This window comes from Bacillus fungorum (assembly GCF_002746455.1).
Lineage (GTDB): Bacteria > Bacillota > Bacilli > Bacillales > Bacillaceae_G > Bacillus_A > Bacillus_A fungorum.
Map to the genome: position 1 here is coordinate 20,216 of NZ_NWUW01000038.1, position 15,075 is coordinate 35,290.

General features: G+C 35.7%; 16 protein-coding genes. 12 read left to right on the plus strand and 4 right to left on the minus strand.

The genetic code is table 11. From position 1 onward, the window contains the following. Positions 1 to 196: 196 nt before the first annotated feature. Both CO726_RS27685 and CO726_RS27690 read left to right on the plus strand, forming a co-directional pair. The gene (locus CO726_RS27685) at positions 197 to 769 is read left to right on the plus strand and encodes a TetR/AcrR family transcriptional regulator (protein WP_099686397.1); all 573 of its coding nucleotides are present in this window, start codon (positions 197 to 199) and stop codon (positions 767 to 769) included. Between the two features lie 215 nt (positions 770 to 984). Then, a complete protein-coding gene (locus CO726_RS27690) occupies positions 985 to 4,116 on the plus strand; it encodes a YhgE/Pip domain-containing protein (protein WP_099686398.1) in 3,132 nt (1,043 codons plus the stop codon). Between the two features lie 36 nt (positions 4,117 to 4,152). Here the strand turns inward: CO726_RS27690 and CO726_RS27695 are convergent, their stop codons facing one another. Then, positions 4,153 to 4,875 (minus strand): hypothetical protein, encoded by a 723-nt coding sequence (locus CO726_RS27695; protein WP_099686399.1) that lies wholly within the window; start codon positions 4,873 to 4,875, stop codon positions 4,153 to 4,155. Between the two features lie 123 nt (positions 4,876 to 4,998). On the opposite strand from CO726_RS27695, the gene CO726_RS27700 reads away from it, so the two are divergent. The 3 genes from CO726_RS27700 to yknW are packed head-to-tail and all read left to right on the plus strand — an operon-like array spanning position 4,999 to position 6,253. Beyond that, on the plus strand, positions 4,999 to 5,211 hold the full coding sequence (locus CO726_RS27700; RefSeq protein WP_099686400.1) for a hypothetical protein: 213 nt from the start codon (positions 4,999 to 5,001) through the stop codon (positions 5,209 to 5,211). A 37-nt stretch (positions 5,212 to 5,248) separates the two neighbouring features. Further along, positions 5,249 to 5,551: a DUF2087 domain-containing protein gene (locus CO726_RS27705; RefSeq protein ID WP_136699885.1), complete on the plus strand. Its 303-nt coding sequence runs from the start codon at positions 5,249 to 5,251 to the stop codon at positions 5,549 to 5,551. Between the two features lie 24 nt (positions 5,552 to 5,575). After that, positions 5,576 to 6,253, plus strand: a complete 678-nt coding sequence (gene yknW / locus CO726_RS27710; protein WP_099686402.1) for a YknW family membrane protein — start codon at positions 5,576 to 5,578, stop codon at positions 6,251 to 6,253. A gap of 55 nt (positions 6,254 to 6,308) precedes the next feature. Here the strand turns inward: yknW and CO726_RS27715 are convergent, their stop codons facing one another. After that, the gene (locus CO726_RS27715) at positions 6,309 to 6,812 is read right to left on the minus strand and encodes a DinB family protein (RefSeq protein WP_099686403.1); all 504 of its coding nucleotides are present in this window, start codon (positions 6,810 to 6,812) and stop codon (positions 6,309 to 6,311) included. An 84-nt stretch (positions 6,813 to 6,896) separates the two neighbouring features. Next, on the minus strand, positions 6,897 to 7,838 hold the full coding sequence (locus CO726_RS27720; RefSeq protein WP_099686404.1) for a helix-turn-helix transcriptional regulator: 942 nt from the start codon (positions 7,836 to 7,838) through the stop codon (positions 6,897 to 6,899). A gap of 197 nt (positions 7,839 to 8,035) precedes the next feature. On the opposite strand from CO726_RS27720, the gene CO726_RS27725 reads away from it, so the two are divergent. Next, on the plus strand, positions 8,036 to 9,049 hold the full coding sequence (locus CO726_RS27725) for a LacI family DNA-binding transcriptional regulator (RefSeq protein ID WP_099686405.1): 1,014 nt from the start codon (positions 8,036 to 8,038) through the stop codon (positions 9,047 to 9,049). Positions 9,050 to 9,088: 39 nt separating this feature from the next. On the opposite strand, the gene yhfH is transcribed toward CO726_RS27725, so the two are convergent. Further along, positions 9,089 to 9,217, minus strand: a complete 129-nt coding sequence (gene yhfH / locus CO726_RS27730; RefSeq protein WP_099686406.1) for a protein YhfH — start codon at positions 9,215 to 9,217, stop codon at positions 9,089 to 9,091. Between the two features lie 180 nt (positions 9,218 to 9,397). On the opposite strand from yhfH, the gene CO726_RS27735 reads away from it, so the two are divergent. From CO726_RS27735 to CO726_RS27760, 6 genes are all read left to right on the plus strand, one after another. After that, the gene (locus CO726_RS27735; protein ID WP_099686407.1) at positions 9,398 to 10,132 is read left to right on the plus strand and encodes an MBL fold metallo-hydrolase; all 735 of its coding nucleotides are present in this window, start codon (positions 9,398 to 9,400) and stop codon (positions 10,130 to 10,132) included. A 9-nt stretch (positions 10,133 to 10,141) separates the two neighbouring features. Next, the gene (gene lplA / locus CO726_RS27740; RefSeq protein WP_099686408.1) at positions 10,142 to 11,131 is read left to right on the plus strand and encodes a lipoate--protein ligase; all 990 of its coding nucleotides are present in this window, start codon (positions 10,142 to 10,144) and stop codon (positions 11,129 to 11,131) included. 181 nt (positions 11,132 to 11,312) lie between these two features. Further along, on the plus strand, positions 11,313 to 11,741 hold the full coding sequence (locus tag CO726_RS27745; RefSeq protein WP_099686409.1) for a hypothetical protein: 429 nt from the start codon (positions 11,313 to 11,315) through the stop codon (positions 11,739 to 11,741). Positions 11,742 to 11,902: 161 nt separating this feature from the next. Beyond that, a complete protein-coding gene (locus CO726_RS27750; protein WP_099686410.1) occupies positions 11,903 to 13,435 on the plus strand; it encodes a fatty acid--CoA ligase family protein in 1,533 nt (510 codons plus the stop codon). A 110-nt stretch (positions 13,436 to 13,545) separates the two neighbouring features. Further along, complete coding sequence (locus CO726_RS27755) at positions 13,546 to 13,797, plus strand: hypothetical protein (RefSeq protein ID WP_071737232.1); 252 nt, start codon at positions 13,546 to 13,548, stop codon at positions 13,795 to 13,797. A gap of 89 nt (positions 13,798 to 13,886) precedes the next feature. Next, entirely contained in the window at positions 13,887 to 14,912 is a 1,026-nt protein-coding gene (locus CO726_RS27760) for an S-layer homology domain-containing protein (protein WP_099686411.1), read from the plus strand. Positions 14,913 to 15,075: the final 163 nt, after the last annotated feature.

Consider the following 15,075-nt stretch of genomic DNA (forward strand, 5'->3'; position numbering starts at 1 on the left):
GATGTATATCTTAAGAACACCTTTTCCTTTTCTCTTTTCTTCTGATACACTATGGACAGTATGATATAACTTGACTGGAATTTTTTATACTGGAAATAATAAAAAAGAGAACTTGTATAGAATGTAAGCGTGTGGTAATATCAAAGGTGTACTGATTGACTATATTATCCAATTGGTCATTTTTGGAGGTGACGATGTGGCGATAGATCGAAAGCGTTCTATTATTGAAGCTGCAACAAAGTCTTTTTCAGCGTTCGGTTATAAAGCAACAACGATGGATCAAGTAGCGAAGTTAGCGAATGTAGGAAAAGGAACGATTTATACTTTTTTCAAAAATAAAGAAGAGTTATTTGGTGAAATTATTTCTAATTTAATTACAGAAATGAAGCAAGTTGCAGAACATGCAATTCGTTCAGATGTTTCATTTTTTGAAAATGTACATAGAGCATTATATAGCATATTAGAATTCAGAAAAGAACATCAGCTCATGATTAAATTAATTCAAGAAGAGCGCGATATGGGAACGAAAGAAGTACAAGAAGTGATGCAACAAGTTGATGTAGAAATCGTTTCTGTCATTCAATCGTATTTAAAGATTGCGATTGATAAAGGTGAAATTAGCAAATGTGATCCAGAAATTACAGCATTTATTATGCTTCGCTTATACGTATCGCTTATTTTTGATTGGGAAAAAAATCATGAACCGTTAGAAAAAGAAAAAATCGCAGAATTATTTGAACTTTATTTATTAAAAGGATTGTCAAACTAAGATAATCCTTTTATTATTATAAAAAATGACCAATTGAACAAAGTGGTCATGTGTTTATTTTAGGAGGGATAATAGAAATATTCACTTCATAGTAAAGAACAGTTGCATAGTATACATTTGGGGATAAGGCATATGTATGAATAAGTATAGCCTTTTTGTTTGGGTAAAAATGACTAAATGAACGTTTTAGTCATTTTAAAAAGGGGGGAGAAATGATGAAAGGAAATCAGTTGCTTCGTAAAGAGTTCACACAAATTATAAAAAGTAAAAAAATATTAATTCCAATTATCGCCGTTCTATTTGTACCGATTTTATATGCGGGTATGTTTTTATGGGCCTTTTGGGATCCGTATAAACAGTTAGATGATTTACCAGTTGCGGTAGTCAATTTAGATAAAGGTGCAGTATTTGATGGGAAACCAATTGAGGTCGGAAAAGGGCTCGTTGATAACTTAAAAGATAATACAAGTTTTAAATGGGAATTTGTAAGTGAAAAAGAAGCGAAAAAAGGAATGGAAGGTAGAAAGTATTACATGTTAGTACGCATTCCAGATGACTTCTCAAGTAACGCTACAACGTTATTAAAAGATAATCCGAAACCATTAAACTTAGAATACATTCCAAACGAAAGCTTAAACTTCTTATCTTCACAAATTGGTGGAACAGCGATTGAAAAAATTAAAGGTGAAGTAGCAAGTACGTTAACGAAAACATATGCAGAGAAAATGTTTGATTCCATTAAAGACGTCTCAAAAGGATTAGCAGATGGGGCGGAAGGGGCAAGTAAACTACACGACGGATCAAGTGAATTGCATGATGGTTCAAGTAAAGTGACGGATGGCCTTCATACACTTCAAGGGAAGTCTGGGGAGATGAAGGATGGAGTTCAAAAATTATCAGATGGATCTAATAAATTAGTAGATGGGTCAGGAAAAGTAACAGATGGTTTAAATACGCTAAATAGCAAAACAGGTGAAATGCAAATAGGTATAGGGAAATTAGTAGATGGGTCAGGAAAAGTAACAGATGGTTTACACGTATTAAATAGCAATGCAGGTATCGGAAAATTAGTAGATGGGTCAGGAAAAGTAACAGATGGTTTACACGTATTAAATAGCAATGCAGGTATCGGAAAATTAGTAGATGGATCAGGAAAAGTAACAGATGGTTTACATGTATTAAATAGCAATGCAGGTATTGGGAAACTAGTAGATGGATCAGGAAAAGTAACAGATGGTTTACATGCATTAAATAGCAATGCAGGTATCGGGAAATTAGTAGACGGATCGGGTAAAGTAACAGACGGTTTAAATACGTTAAATAGTAAAACGGGTGAATTGCGTGATGGATCTGAGAAAGTGACCGGTGGCTTGAACAAATTAGTAAGTAAATCCGGTGAATTAAAAACAGGAACAACTGATTTATCAAATGGTATGGGGAAACTTGTTGAAGGGCAAAGTCAATTAGAAAAAGGATCGCAAGAGATTCAAAAGGGATTGCAGGATTTAAATAGTAACGTACAAAATTCTGTTGCAGGCTTAGGGGAAATGCAGTCGGAAATTCCTTCTATATTGAATACAGTAAATGAGAAAATAGATGGAGCTGGAGAAAATGTAAATCAGTTAAATGAACTTACGCAATCAACAGCAGGAGATGCTAAAAATGCAGCACAAGAGGTAGCGAATTTACAAAAGCAAATTGAAAGTTTACCGAAAGAATATCAAGAGCAGTTACAACCATTCATAACAAGTGCTGTAAAAAGTACAGCGACAGTTCAGCAAAAAGCTGCCGGAGTAGCAGATGGAACAAATAAATTAAATGAAGAAGTAAAACAAGTAAAAGGCGAAATACATCAAACAACAAATGGATTGCAAAACAAGTTACCAAATCCAGCAGGGATAAAAACTCTGGCAGGTGGTATTGAGAAACTAACGAACGCACAAAATGAATTTGTTAGTAAGTTTCATGGATTTGGTGAGGGATTAGATAATGCAAAAATAGGTGCCGATAAATTAAAAGATGGATCAGTTCAATTAATTGATGGAGTAACGCAATTACAAAGTGGCTCTGGAAAAGTGACAGCAGGATTAGGTCAATTATCTGCAGGAGTCAATCAATTAGCAGATGGGTCTGGTCAAGTAACAGGCGGTTTAGGAACATTATCTGTAGGAGTATCCAAATTAGCAGATGGGTCTGGTCAAGTAACAGGCGGTTTAGGAACATTATCTGTAGGAGTATCCAAATTAGCAGATGGGTCTGGTCAAGTAACAGGCGGTTTAGGAACATTATCTGTAGGTGTAACGAAATTAGCAGATGGGTCTGGTCAAGTAACAGGTGGTTTAGGAACATTATCTGCAGGAGTCAATCAATTAGCAGATGGCTCAAGTCAAGTAACAGGCGGTTTAGGAACATTATCTGTAGGAGCAAACCAAATGGCAGGTGGAGTCAATCAATTAGCAGATGGGTCTGGTCAAGTAACAACTGGCTTAGGTACTCTAAATGGTGGCCTAAATCAAATGTCAACTGGCTCAACCCAGCTAATCGACGGCGTAAACAAACTAGCAGACGGATCAGGAAAAGTAACAGATGGTCTCGTAAAAGTAAACGACGGTTCAGGTGAACTTGCTGAGAAACTTGGTGAAGGGGCAGAGAAAACTGGTGAAGTAAAAGGAACTGATAAAACGTATGATATGTTTGCAAGCCCTGTAAAAGTGAAGACGGAGAAAATGGCGGAAGTTCCAAACTATGGAACTGGATTTACACCGTATTTCTTATCACTCGGTTTATTTGTTGGGGCATTACTATTATCTATCGTATACCCATTACGCGATACAGTTGGCATTCCGAAATCAGGATTTAGCTGGTTTATTAGTAAGTTTGGTGTGTTACTATCAGTCGGTATTATTCAAGCGGTAGTAGCTGATGTTATATTACTGTTCGGGTTAGGTGTAGAAGTACAAAGTATTCCATACTTTATACTCTTTAGCATCGTTACAAGCTTAGCGTTTATCGCATTAATTCAATGTTTAGTAACAGCATTCGGTGATGCAGGGCGTTTCATCGCCATCATTACATTAATTATTCAGCTTACAACAAGCGCCGGAACATTCCCACTAGAATTGATTCCGAAGTTTTTACAACCATTCAATGCTTGGCTACCGATGACATACTCTGTATCAGGATTGAAGGCAGTCGTATCAAGCGGAGACTTTAACTTCATGTGGCAAAACATAGGAATACTCATGATTTTCATCGTTGTATTATCACTTGGAACAATCGCTTCATTAACTTGGATGCACAAACGACAATTTAAAAATATTGCTGAAAATCAATCGGTTGAAGTATAAATAAGACGAATAAAAAGGAACCGAAATGGTGCCTTTTTATTCGTCTTGTTTTATTGTTTGAGAAATTACATTTATTTTTCTATTGTTACGGAAAAAATATATAACAATACTTATAAGAATAATTGTAGCTACAATCCAAACAAATGGACCATATTTTTCAGCAAAAGTATATAGTTTCATGTTGCTGGCAATGTCCTCTTTTGTTTTTCCTATTAGAATTTCAGAGCCACTATAACCTTCAAGTGTATCTCCTTTTTTTATGCCAAAAATAAGAACGTCTGATTTGTTTTCTATTCCTGTATAGCGGTATCCTTTACCTTTAATTGTTAATTGAGTATCATCCTTTTGTAGTGAGTAATCTTCGGCAGAAATATCTTTTCCTGACAGTGTAATTGGTTCCATTGAGAAGCGTACTTCTTTTAATGTAGGAAGAGCCTCATTGTTTAGTAAGAGCTGCTTTGCAATATGCTGCTGGGTATCGATGTTTTTCCAATTTGCCTTTCGTCGTTTGTATGTATTAATTTCAAGAAGTGCGAATTCTTTATTTTGAAGTTTTTCTTCTGTAATAGGTTGGGCGGTAGTTAATGTTCCTTTTAATAAAATCACACCGTCTTTTGCAGATTGAAAGGAAGAGGTTTCCTTCGTTTTCTTTAATGTATGGATAGCACCTTTATAATCCTCTTTTCCTAAAAGAACAGCTGCTGTATGTACGGTTAAAATAAAATATAGGATGCTTAATACGATTATAGATTTTTTCACTATTTACCCTCCAAAGTATGTATTAGTAAATTATAACATGATTTACCATATTTCATGTGTAGGCTAAATAAAAGAACAGGGATTGCAACAATTTGAATAGAAGTATATTACAAGGGAGCTGATATGATGAAAGGAAATCTTACTTATTATTTTATCTTAAATCCGCTAATCATCTTTCTTGTTTACGCCCTGTCACCTATCTTGTTTCATAAAGAAAAATATATAAATATGAAAGATGCACTAGGAATACTTACAGTTTACTATGTACTAATTAGCGGGTATTACCTTATGGATGTTATAAGTAAAAGAATGAAGAAAAATAGTAAGGACAAATAAAAAATCAGTACATAAAAAACCGATGGAGGACAAAAAAATGACTGAAAGTGAAATGAAATTTAGGGATACGACCATTCGTAACTTTTTTGATAAAGAGGACCGTCTAAAATCGATTCCAGGTCAAAAGAAGAAAAAACTAGTATTGTTAGAGCATTTAATTAGCAAGTTAAATGCGGAGAATCAGTATACGGAAAAAGAAATCAATGCATTCATCAAACAATATCATGACGATTTTTGTACGATTAGACGCGAGTTTATTGTGCAGGGGTTTATGGACAGAGAGGATAATATGTACCGTATAAATGGGAGAGAAGTTTGGACGAAGTGGGAGGAGCTATGATTGTAATGAGGAAGGGGGATTTTCTTGCAAGCTAGCAGTCTTATACATGAAGAGATTTCAGGGAAACCATCAATTTTGGGGATGTTTACTTCACCAACACTGCAATTCAAAAGGATGAAGAATCAAAGAAATATATTTTTACCACTTGCTCTTTTAATGGTTCTTATTATTATTTCAAGTGCTTTAATGTCTTGGAATGCTTTAAATAATCCTGCGCTTAGTATGTTTCATGATAAAACAGGATTTACTGTTCCAAAATACATAACTTTCTTTACTACATTTGGGATTTCCGCAATTAGTGGAATCGTAGCGTTATTTTTTGCACCTATATTCTATAAGAACATTATGATTTTTTTCGGGGTTGATATTAACTATAAGGAAACATTCCCGATAATTATTTATGCTTCATTTGTATTGCGATTAGGGATGATTTTAAACGGATTAATTGCACTGTCTCTAAGTGGGTATGAGATATCTTATACAAGTTTAGGCGCGATAGCAACGGATAATATGGTTCTACATACAATTGCTCAAAGAATAGATATATTTAATATATGGTATTACATTTTATTAGGCATAGGTTTAAAAACGATTACGAATTTAAATAAGGATAAACTTATTCCTCTTATTATTGTACTTTTCATTTTTACTAGTTTATTAGCAAGTATAGCTGGATTTATGCAGGAAATATCAAAGCCGTAAAGATAGAAATAAAAAGGTGGTTTGGAAATAGACCAAACCACCTTTTTTTCATTTTTTACACTAAAACTTTTGTCTCCAATCTTTCTTTCTGACGAAGATGATGAGCAAAATGCATAGAAATAAGTTGAAACCATTCTGCTGCATTTAAGTAACCGAGCCCAGGATGTTCGACTTTACAATCACTTGGAATAGAAGAAAGTGTTGGCTCAATGTCTTTAACAACTGTAATTAATTTTAGAATACGTTTTTGTATTTCTTCTTTATTAGAGGGATTTTCAGGTGTATATCCAGGATGATTTGGTACTTTGATTTGTATATTTGGGAAAGCACCGAGTTTATATACTTTTTCACCCGTATCCGTTTTTTTGTTAGTTGCAGAAGGCACTACAGTTCTACATTTCGCGATTGCATCTAACTGCATATATGTAGAGGCAATTAAATGATTATACATTTGACCGAGGGACCATTCTTCAGCAGAAGGTTTTATCCTAAATTGTTCTATCGAATATTTTTCTAATTCCTCCATGTAATACGTAGCTAATTCCTCAAATTTCTTCATATTGCTAACTCCTTTTTATGAAAATGTATTTGTTAATACCTACTATAAAGGAGGGATACTGACAACATTATGTCAGTAGTGAAATTAAAGTTTTAACATTTTTTTTGCTTCATCACGAATTTTTTCAGAAAGAATTTTTGGCTCCAGTACTTGCACTTGGCTTCCCCAGCTCAATACCCATTGAAACACTTCGTCTATGTTTCTTGATTTCAAAAAGACATGAAAGCCATTATCTCTATGTTCATATGAATCTATAAAAAAATATCGTGATTCAATAATTTTATGTGCAATATGAGATGGAAACACTAAATGGATTGTAACAGTGTGATTGCTTTCAGGTTTGTAGTTTTGTAAAGAAAAGTCTTTCGGTTTTGTGAAAAATTCTTGTTCTTGCTGTAATGTATCCATACGATCTAAGCGGAAATTGCGTATTTGTTTTCGAAGTAAACAGTGGGCAACGATGTACCAAATTCCTGAAATATTGACTAAGCCGTAAGGATGAACGGTCCGTTTTATTTTTGTAGTTTCTCTCGGTTTCCGATAAGAAAAAGAGATAGCTTGTTCTTTTTGAATAGATTCTTGCAACAGGATCAGTTGGTTTTCAAGTTTTTCTTGTTCAGGTTGCTGCTGCGAAAATATAGGAGAAAGAAAACGAAAAGTTCCTCGTAATTCCCGGGCTTTCTTTTGTTGATCAGCGGGGAGAACAACCTCAAGTTTCTCTTTTGCTGATCGTGCATGTACAGAAAAAGAAGAAGTGAAAGTTTTCTCGATATAATCACCGCCTAATAAAAGAGTAACAGCCTCTTCAGGCGTAAGTTGAATGGGTAGTAAGAAATAACCATCCATTAATGAATAACCGTGGCCAGGCATTGAATAAATAGGAACACCCGATTCGTTAAGTGCATCCATGTCTCGATAAATCGTTCTTATACTTGTCTCAAATTTTTCCGCTAAGCTTTGTGCTGTAACAGTTTGTCTTCTTTGTAATTCAATTAATATAGCTAATAAACGATCCGTCCGATTCATGAAATATCTCCCTTTATCTTTAATAAATATGCCTACTGTAAACTTCTAAAAGTAGTATAAACTTTCCTCTCATTAACAGACTTTTCCCTATGTATAATATTAATATAGTAAAATTATAACAACCCATATTGCAGTTTCCAATAATATACTATATAATCAATTTAAGAAAACGTTTTCATGAAAAGGGGGAGAATTTCGTGTCGACTATAGAGGACGTGGCGAAATTAGCGGGGTTATCAAGGACAACGGTTTCTAGGGTGATCAATAATCATCCATATGTTTCAGATGAGAAGAAAAAAAGGGTTCAATTAGCGATGAAGCATTTAGGCTTCGTTCCTAATTCTGCGGCGAGAAGGCTTCGTAAACAAAAGACGGAAACAATTGCGGTGCTAGTTCCAAGGATTACAAATCCTTTCTTCAGTAGATTTATTGAAGCAATCGAGATTGCTGCTTCTGAACATAAATATAAACTGATTATTTGTCAAACAAGATATTTACCGGAAAAAGAGATGGAGTATTTACAATTATTATCTACGAAGCAAGTAGATGGGATTATTCTATGTTCACTAGAAAATCCGTGGGAAGATGTAGAGCCATACTTACAGCACGGTCCAATCGTGTTATGTAATGAATATATTGAGGAAGCAAATGTTCCAACAGTGAAGTTTGATCATGCGCAAGGAGCATACATAGCTGCTAAGCATGTGTTAGAACAAGGATATCGTAATCTTATTTTTTGTCGTGGTAACGAAACCAAAGTCGTTAGCCAACAGCGAAAAATGGGCTTTTTACGTGCCATAACGGAGAAGAGCCGCCAAGTAGAAGCGATTGATTTTCTTGAAAACGCTTTCTCTTGGGAGGATGGAAAACGAATATTCCATGAAGTATTAAAGGACAAAAAAAATCCTACCGCGATTTTGGCAGGAGGCGATGAGGTAGCAGCTGGAATTATCTCAGAGGCGAAACGCCATAACTGGAGTATTCCAGATGATCTCGCTGTTATCGGTTTTGATAATCAAATTTTATCACAGATTACAGAGCCAGGTATTACGACAATTGAACAGCCAATCGATGAGATGGCCCGAAAAGTTGTCGACCTGATGATGGATAAAATCCATACGAAAAATTATCGAAAAAAAGAACTGTATGAGTTTGAACTGGAGCTCTTGGTGAAAGGTTCAACGATGAAGGATACGATGTTATTAGCCTAGTAGACTATGTCTGCTAGGTTTTTTTCTGTTCACAAACTACTATTCTTCGTGAACGCAGTCATCACATTTGTTATGGTATGCTTCATGCTGCTCATCAATTTCTTTCCCGCAGTGCGCACAAGTTTTCGTCGGTAAATTTCGGAAAAACTCCATTGGTTGTTCGATCATGTCAATCCCTCCATTTCCATTTCTTACTATCATTGTATTAGTACAAAAAATAAAAGTCAACAACTGTTTTATAACAAAAGTGAAAATTAATGAAAAAGTTTAGGAAATGGATTATAGTTAACAATGTAGGATGTAAGTGAAACATGCATTCCTACTCGGTTTTAGAAAGGATGGATACATATGAAAATGACTGTTGTCGGCTTTTGGGGCGGCTTTCCAGAAGCGGGAGAAGCAACGTCGGGCTATTTGTTTGAACACGATGGTTTTCGTTTACTTGTAGACTGTGGTAGTGGTGTACTAGCACAGCTTCAAAAATATATAACACCATCTGATATAGATGCAGTTGTACTTTCGCACTATCATCACGATCATGTTGCAGACATTGGGGTATTGCAATATGCGAGATTAATTATGAGCGGGGCGAAGGGACAACTACCGGAACTACCAATATACGGTCATACGTTTGATGAGAATGGCTTCAATTCTTTAACGCATGAACCGCATACGAAAGGAATCGCGTACAATCCAGAAGAAACACTTCAAATTGGACCGTTTTCGATTTCATTCTTAAAAACTGTTCATCCTGTTACATGCTTTGCGATGCGTATTACAGCTGGTAGTGATATCGTAGTATACAGCGCTGATTCCAGTTATATTCCTGAGTTTATTCCATTCACGAAAGATGCTGACCTTTTCATTTGTGAGTGTAATATGTATGCACATCAAGAGGCAGCAAAAGCAGGGCATATGAATAGTACAGAAGTAGCAAGTATTGCGAAAGATGCGAATGTAAAAGAACTTTTATTAACGCATTTACCACATACAGGCAATCCATCTGATTTAGTAACAGAAGCAAAACAAATTTTCAGTGGCCATATTACGCTAGCGCATAGTGGCTACGTATGGAACTCATGAGGTGATACGATGTTATTTATTGATAATAAAGGGATTACAGATCCTAGAATAAACTTAGCGATTGAAGAATACTGTGTGAAGAATTTAGATATTAACGAAACTTATTTACTGTTCTACATTAATGAGCCTTCGATTATCATTGGTAAAAACCAAAACACAGTAGAAGAAATTAATGCGGATTACGTAAAAGAAAGAGGTATTCATGTCGTTCGTCGTCTATCAGGCGGAGGCGCAGTATATCATGATTTAGGAAACTTAAACTTCAGCTTTATTACGAAAGATGATGGAGACAGTTTCAGCAACTTCAAAAAATTCACAGAGCCTGTAACGAAAGCGCTTGGTAAACTTGGCGTAAATGCAGAACTAAGTGGTCGTAACGATATTTTAGCTGAAGGTAGAAAAATTTCAGGTAACGCGCAGTTCTCAACGAAAGGTCGTATGTTCAGTCACGGTACGTTACTATTTGATTCTGAAATCGATCACGTTGTATCAGCGTTAAAAGTAAAAATGGATAAGATCCAATCAAAAGGAATTAAATCAATCCGTAGCCGCGTTGCGAACATTACAGAGTTCCTAAACGAAAAAATGACGACAGAAGAGTTTAGACAACTTCTTCTAGAAACGATTTTCGAAGGGGAAACAGAAATTCCAACGTATGAATTAACAGAAGAGGATTGGAAAGCAATTCATAAACTTTCTGAAGAGCGCTACCGCAATTGGGACTGGAACTACGGAAAATCTCCGAAGTTTAACTTACAACATTCACACCGCTTCCCAGTTGGACAAGTTGACGTTCGTCTTGAAGTGAAAAAAGGAACAGTAACAGAATGCAAAATTTACGGTGACTTCTTCGGTTCACTAGATGTTCATGATATTGAAGAACGTCTAACAAGCGTACAATTCGATAAAGATGCATTCACTGCAGCTTTAGAAGGCGTAGATATCGCACGCTACTTCGGCAACATCACAACAGAAGATTTCTTACATTTATTCTTCTAAAAATAATGAGGGAGGCTGTCATAACGAACAGCCTCTTTTTTTTCGTAGATTGTCACTTTTTGTCGGTAAGTCGATATATTTGAAAAATCCCCGATATAATTTCATTTACCACGAAATATAAAATCACAGGAAATCTGCCCCTTGCAAAGGAATATATATATTCAAAAGGAGGCGGACCGAAATGAAAAGGGTAATGTACGTTGTATTATTGCTCAGCTTCGTCATCGGAATGACAGCTTGTAACGATGAAACGTCCTCAAGTCGTACACTTTTATCAATTGGAAAGCCAGCGCAGGATAATGTCATATATTATACGCATACAGATAACAAACGAAAGGTACAGGAAATACAAGACATGTTTCAAAATAAGAAGTGGAAAAGAAATGAAACATTCAGCACTGTTAATAAGACACCAGATGTTGTCTTATCAATAGATGAAGACAATAAAGGATTACCGACATTATATGTTACGGTGTATTTTCATGAAGATGGAGCGTACGCGATCAACTTGTATGGGGAGCATACGACGTTAAATAAAGAGGAACTCGATAAACTTAGAGAAAAGATGAGTGCATATTATCCTAAAATGATTTTTGGCGTAGTTTCATAAATTGCTTGCCAATAAAATCCCCTTATCCTTCCAAAGTAAACTAAGAGGAGGTGATCTGTGTATATGCAGTTAATAGAATATCACTTGCTACTTTAATTTTCTTTTAATATAATTAATTTAGAATTTTTAAATATTCTAAATTTTATAAAGGTGGGGTTTGTGTGAATCTCGTTCAATCTTTGGCTGAAACGGCAAAAAACAATGGGGATAAACCGGCTTATATATTTATGGATCAGTCGGTCTCTTATGACCAATTAAACAAAATGGTCACGAAGTTTTCTAGCAATTTAGCAGAAATGGGCATTGGAAAAGGGGACAATGTTGCATTAGTTGTTGGAAATTCACCACATTTTTTGGTCGGTTTATACGGAACAATGAAAGCTGGAGCAACTGTTATTCCAGTTAATCCAATTTATACAGCAGACGAAATGCATTACATTTTACAAAATGGAGATGTAAAAACAATTATCGTACTCGACGTCCTTCTACCTGTTATACAATCTCTTACAACAAGACTTCCTTCACTTGAAAACATCATCATATGCGAAACCTCATCAGATTTTAACCATACAGAAACCGAAAAAATGAAAACGTTTACTAGTTTTGTAGGGGCTGGAGATGCAACGTACGAAGGTCCAGAGCTAGATGAAGAAGATGTAGCAGTTATTTTATACACTTCGGGCACAACTGGAAAACCGAAAGGCGCTATGTTAACACATAAAAATTTATATAGTAACGCGAGCGATGTGGCTTCGTATTTACAATATACTGCTGATGATCGCGTCGTTGCGGCACTGCCAATGTTCCACGTGTTCTGTTTAACAGTCGCAGTAAATGCACCGATTGTGAACGGGGCAACCATTTTAATGTTACCGAAATTTAGTCCGAAAGAAGTATTCCGTATTTGCCGTACGTATGAACCGACGATTTTTGCCGGTGTACCGACAATGTACAATTATTTATATTTATTCGAAGAAGCAAGCGCAGAAGATGTGAAGACACTTCGTCTTTGTATTTCAGGTGGTGCGTCAATGCCTGTTGCTCTTCTGCAAAACTTTGAAAAACGTTTTGACGTTATCGTTTCAGAAGGATACGGTTTATCAGAAGCATCACCAGTTACTTGTTTCAACCCGCTAGATCGTCCGCGTAAGCCAGGATCAATCGGTACAAATATTTGGCATGTAGAAAATAAAATTGTGAATGAACTTGGGGAAGAAGTACCAGTCGGCGCAGTCGGTGAATTAATTGTTCGCGGGCCTAACGTTATGAAAGGATATTATAATGCACCGGAAGATACAGCTGCGACATTAAAGGACGGCTGGCTGTATACAGGAGACTTAGCGAAAATGGATGAAGAAGGTTACTTCTACATTGTTGATCGTAAAAAGGATATCGTCCTAGTTGGCGGTTATAACGTATATCCTCGTGAAGTAGAGGAAGTATTGTACACACACGAATCCGTAGCAGAAGTTGTCGTAATCGGCGTCCCTGACGAAAACTTAGGAGAAGCAGTACGAGCTTACGTTGTTCTGAAACAAACGAACGTAACAGAAGAGGAGCTAATGCATTACTGCACACTGCATTTAGCGAAATATAAAGTGCCAAAGAGCATTGAGTTTTTAACAGAGTTACCAAAGAATACAACGGGTAAATTGTTAAGACGAGCTTTGAGGGAGAAAGCGATGCAAGTATAAAAATAGGGGCAACCATCTTTATGAAGGTGGTTGCCTCTATTTTTGTGAATTGGTTAAGCTGTGATGCCATATATTTAAACCGTAATATGACCAATAAGGAGGAGATATACATGGAGCAGAAGGAATTACGCTTACGGAGAGTGCAATATCTTATTTGTGACATTATGGATGAAATGAACGCTGAAAGTGAAAAGAAAAACTTAGAAATACTGCAGCAAGTCATTGATCACCTTTCCGGTGCGATAGGTGATTTAGTTGATCCATCGAGCACGTATTCTATCGATTATTTAGAAAGAAAAGTTCATACTGCGCATTATTTACTTTTCAAAAATGAGCGGAAAGCGTACTTATGTAGGAAATAATATTATTATTTTTATTTGACATTGATAATCATTATCAATATGATGGTTATGTTGGGTATATTCATATAGAAGGAGATGTCACATTGATAATGATTAAGAAAAAACATGTAAATGCATTCGTTATAGCAGCAACTTTAGTAGTTCCATTTAGCGGTATTATGGCACCGATTGCGAAAGCAGAAGCGGCAGTAGAAATAAAAGCAGCTAGCAAACTAGCAGATGGCACGTATGACGTTATTTTAAAGACTTATAAAGATCAAACGAATGATACATCAGTTGCGTCTACATATTTAAAAAATGCAAAAGTAACCATTCAAGGTGATAAAAAAATCGTTACGTTAACAGTTCAAGATAGTAGCTATTTCCAGTATCTTAGAGTAGAAGATCCAAATAAAGTAGGGACATTCCATGATGTAAAAGTAATTTCCGAAGATAAAGGGAATAACGGTACAAAAGTAGTTCAATTTGAAATTGGTGAATTCTCAAAAAAATATAATATGCAAATGCATATATTAATTCCAGCAATTAAATATGATCATAAATATCAAGTACAGTTTGAAATCGATGCGAGTGCAGTTGAAAAGAAATCTAAGTTCTCAGATGTACCAACTTGGGCACAAGAGTCAGTTCAATATTTAGTAGATAAAGAAGCAGTGCACGGTAAGCCAGATGGTACATTTGCACCGGCTGAAAATATCGATCGTAGTTCAGCTGCAAAAATATTAGCAACTGTTTTAGGATTAGAAATTAATAAAGATGCAAAGCCATCATTCCCTGATGCACAAAACCACTGGGCAACTCCATACATTGCTGCTGTTGAAAAAGCAGGTATTGTAAAAGGTGATGAGAAGGGTAACTTTAATCCGAGTGGGTTAATTAACCGTGCATCAATGGCTTCTATGTTAGGAAATGCATACAAATTAGAAAGAAACGAAAATATAAAACTATCAAAAGAATTTGCTGACTTAAAAAATCATTGGGGTGCGAAGTATGCCAATATCTTAATCCAAGAAAATATTTCAATCGGAACAGATAATGGCTGGGCTCCAGATAAAGCGGTAAGCCGTGCGGAAGCGGCTCAATTTATTGCTAAGTCAGATAAGCTGAAGAAATAAAGTGAAACGTATATTAGATTTAGCATAATTAAAAAAGAGGTTGTCCCAAAAGTAGCTGAATAGTTACTTTTGGGCAACCTCTTTTTTTGCATAAAACATAAAAAAGAATCGTCCAACTTTGATATAATTAAGTCACCACAACCAAATCACCAAAAGAAAGGAA

Excerpts from the sequence above, each read along its gene's own strand:
- CO726_RS27700 (WP_099686400.1), top strand. The coding sequence starts at position 4,999 with ATGATGAAAGGAAATCTTACTTATTATTTTATCTTAAATCCGCTAATC.
- CO726_RS27735 (WP_099686407.1), top strand. The coding sequence starts at position 9,398 with ATGAAAATGACTGTTGTCGGCTTTTGGGGCGGCTTTCCAGAAGCGGGA.
- lplA (WP_099686408.1), top strand. The coding sequence starts at position 10,142 with ATGTTATTTATTGATAATAAAGGGATTACAGATCCTAGAATAAACTTA.
- CO726_RS27755 (WP_071737232.1), top strand. The coding sequence starts at position 13,546 with ATGGAGCAGAAGGAATTACGCTTACGGAGAGTGCAATATCTTATTTGT.
- CO726_RS27745 (WP_099686409.1), top strand. The coding sequence starts at position 11,313 with ATGAAAAGGGTAATGTACGTTGTATTATTGCTCAGCTTCGTCATCGGA.
- CO726_RS27705 (WP_136699885.1), top strand. The coding sequence starts at position 5,249 with ATGACTGAAAGTGAAATGAAATTTAGGGATACGACCATTCGTAACTTT.
- yhfH (WP_099686406.1), bottom strand. The coding sequence starts at position 9,217 with ATGATCGAACAACCAATGGAGTTTTTCCGAAATTTACCGACGAAAACT.
- CO726_RS27690 (WP_099686398.1), top strand. The coding sequence starts at position 985 with ATGAAAGGAAATCAGTTGCTTCGTAAAGAGTTCACACAAATTATAAAA.
- CO726_RS27715 (WP_099686403.1), bottom strand. The coding sequence starts at position 6,812 with ATGAAGAAATTTGAGGAATTAGCTACGTATTACATGGAGGAATTAGAA.
- CO726_RS27760 (WP_099686411.1), top strand. The coding sequence starts at position 13,887 with ATGATTAAGAAAAAACATGTAAATGCATTCGTTATAGCAGCAACTTTA.
- CO726_RS27720 (WP_099686404.1), bottom strand. The coding sequence starts at position 7,838 with ATGAATCGGACGGATCGTTTATTAGCTATATTAATTGAATTACAAAGA.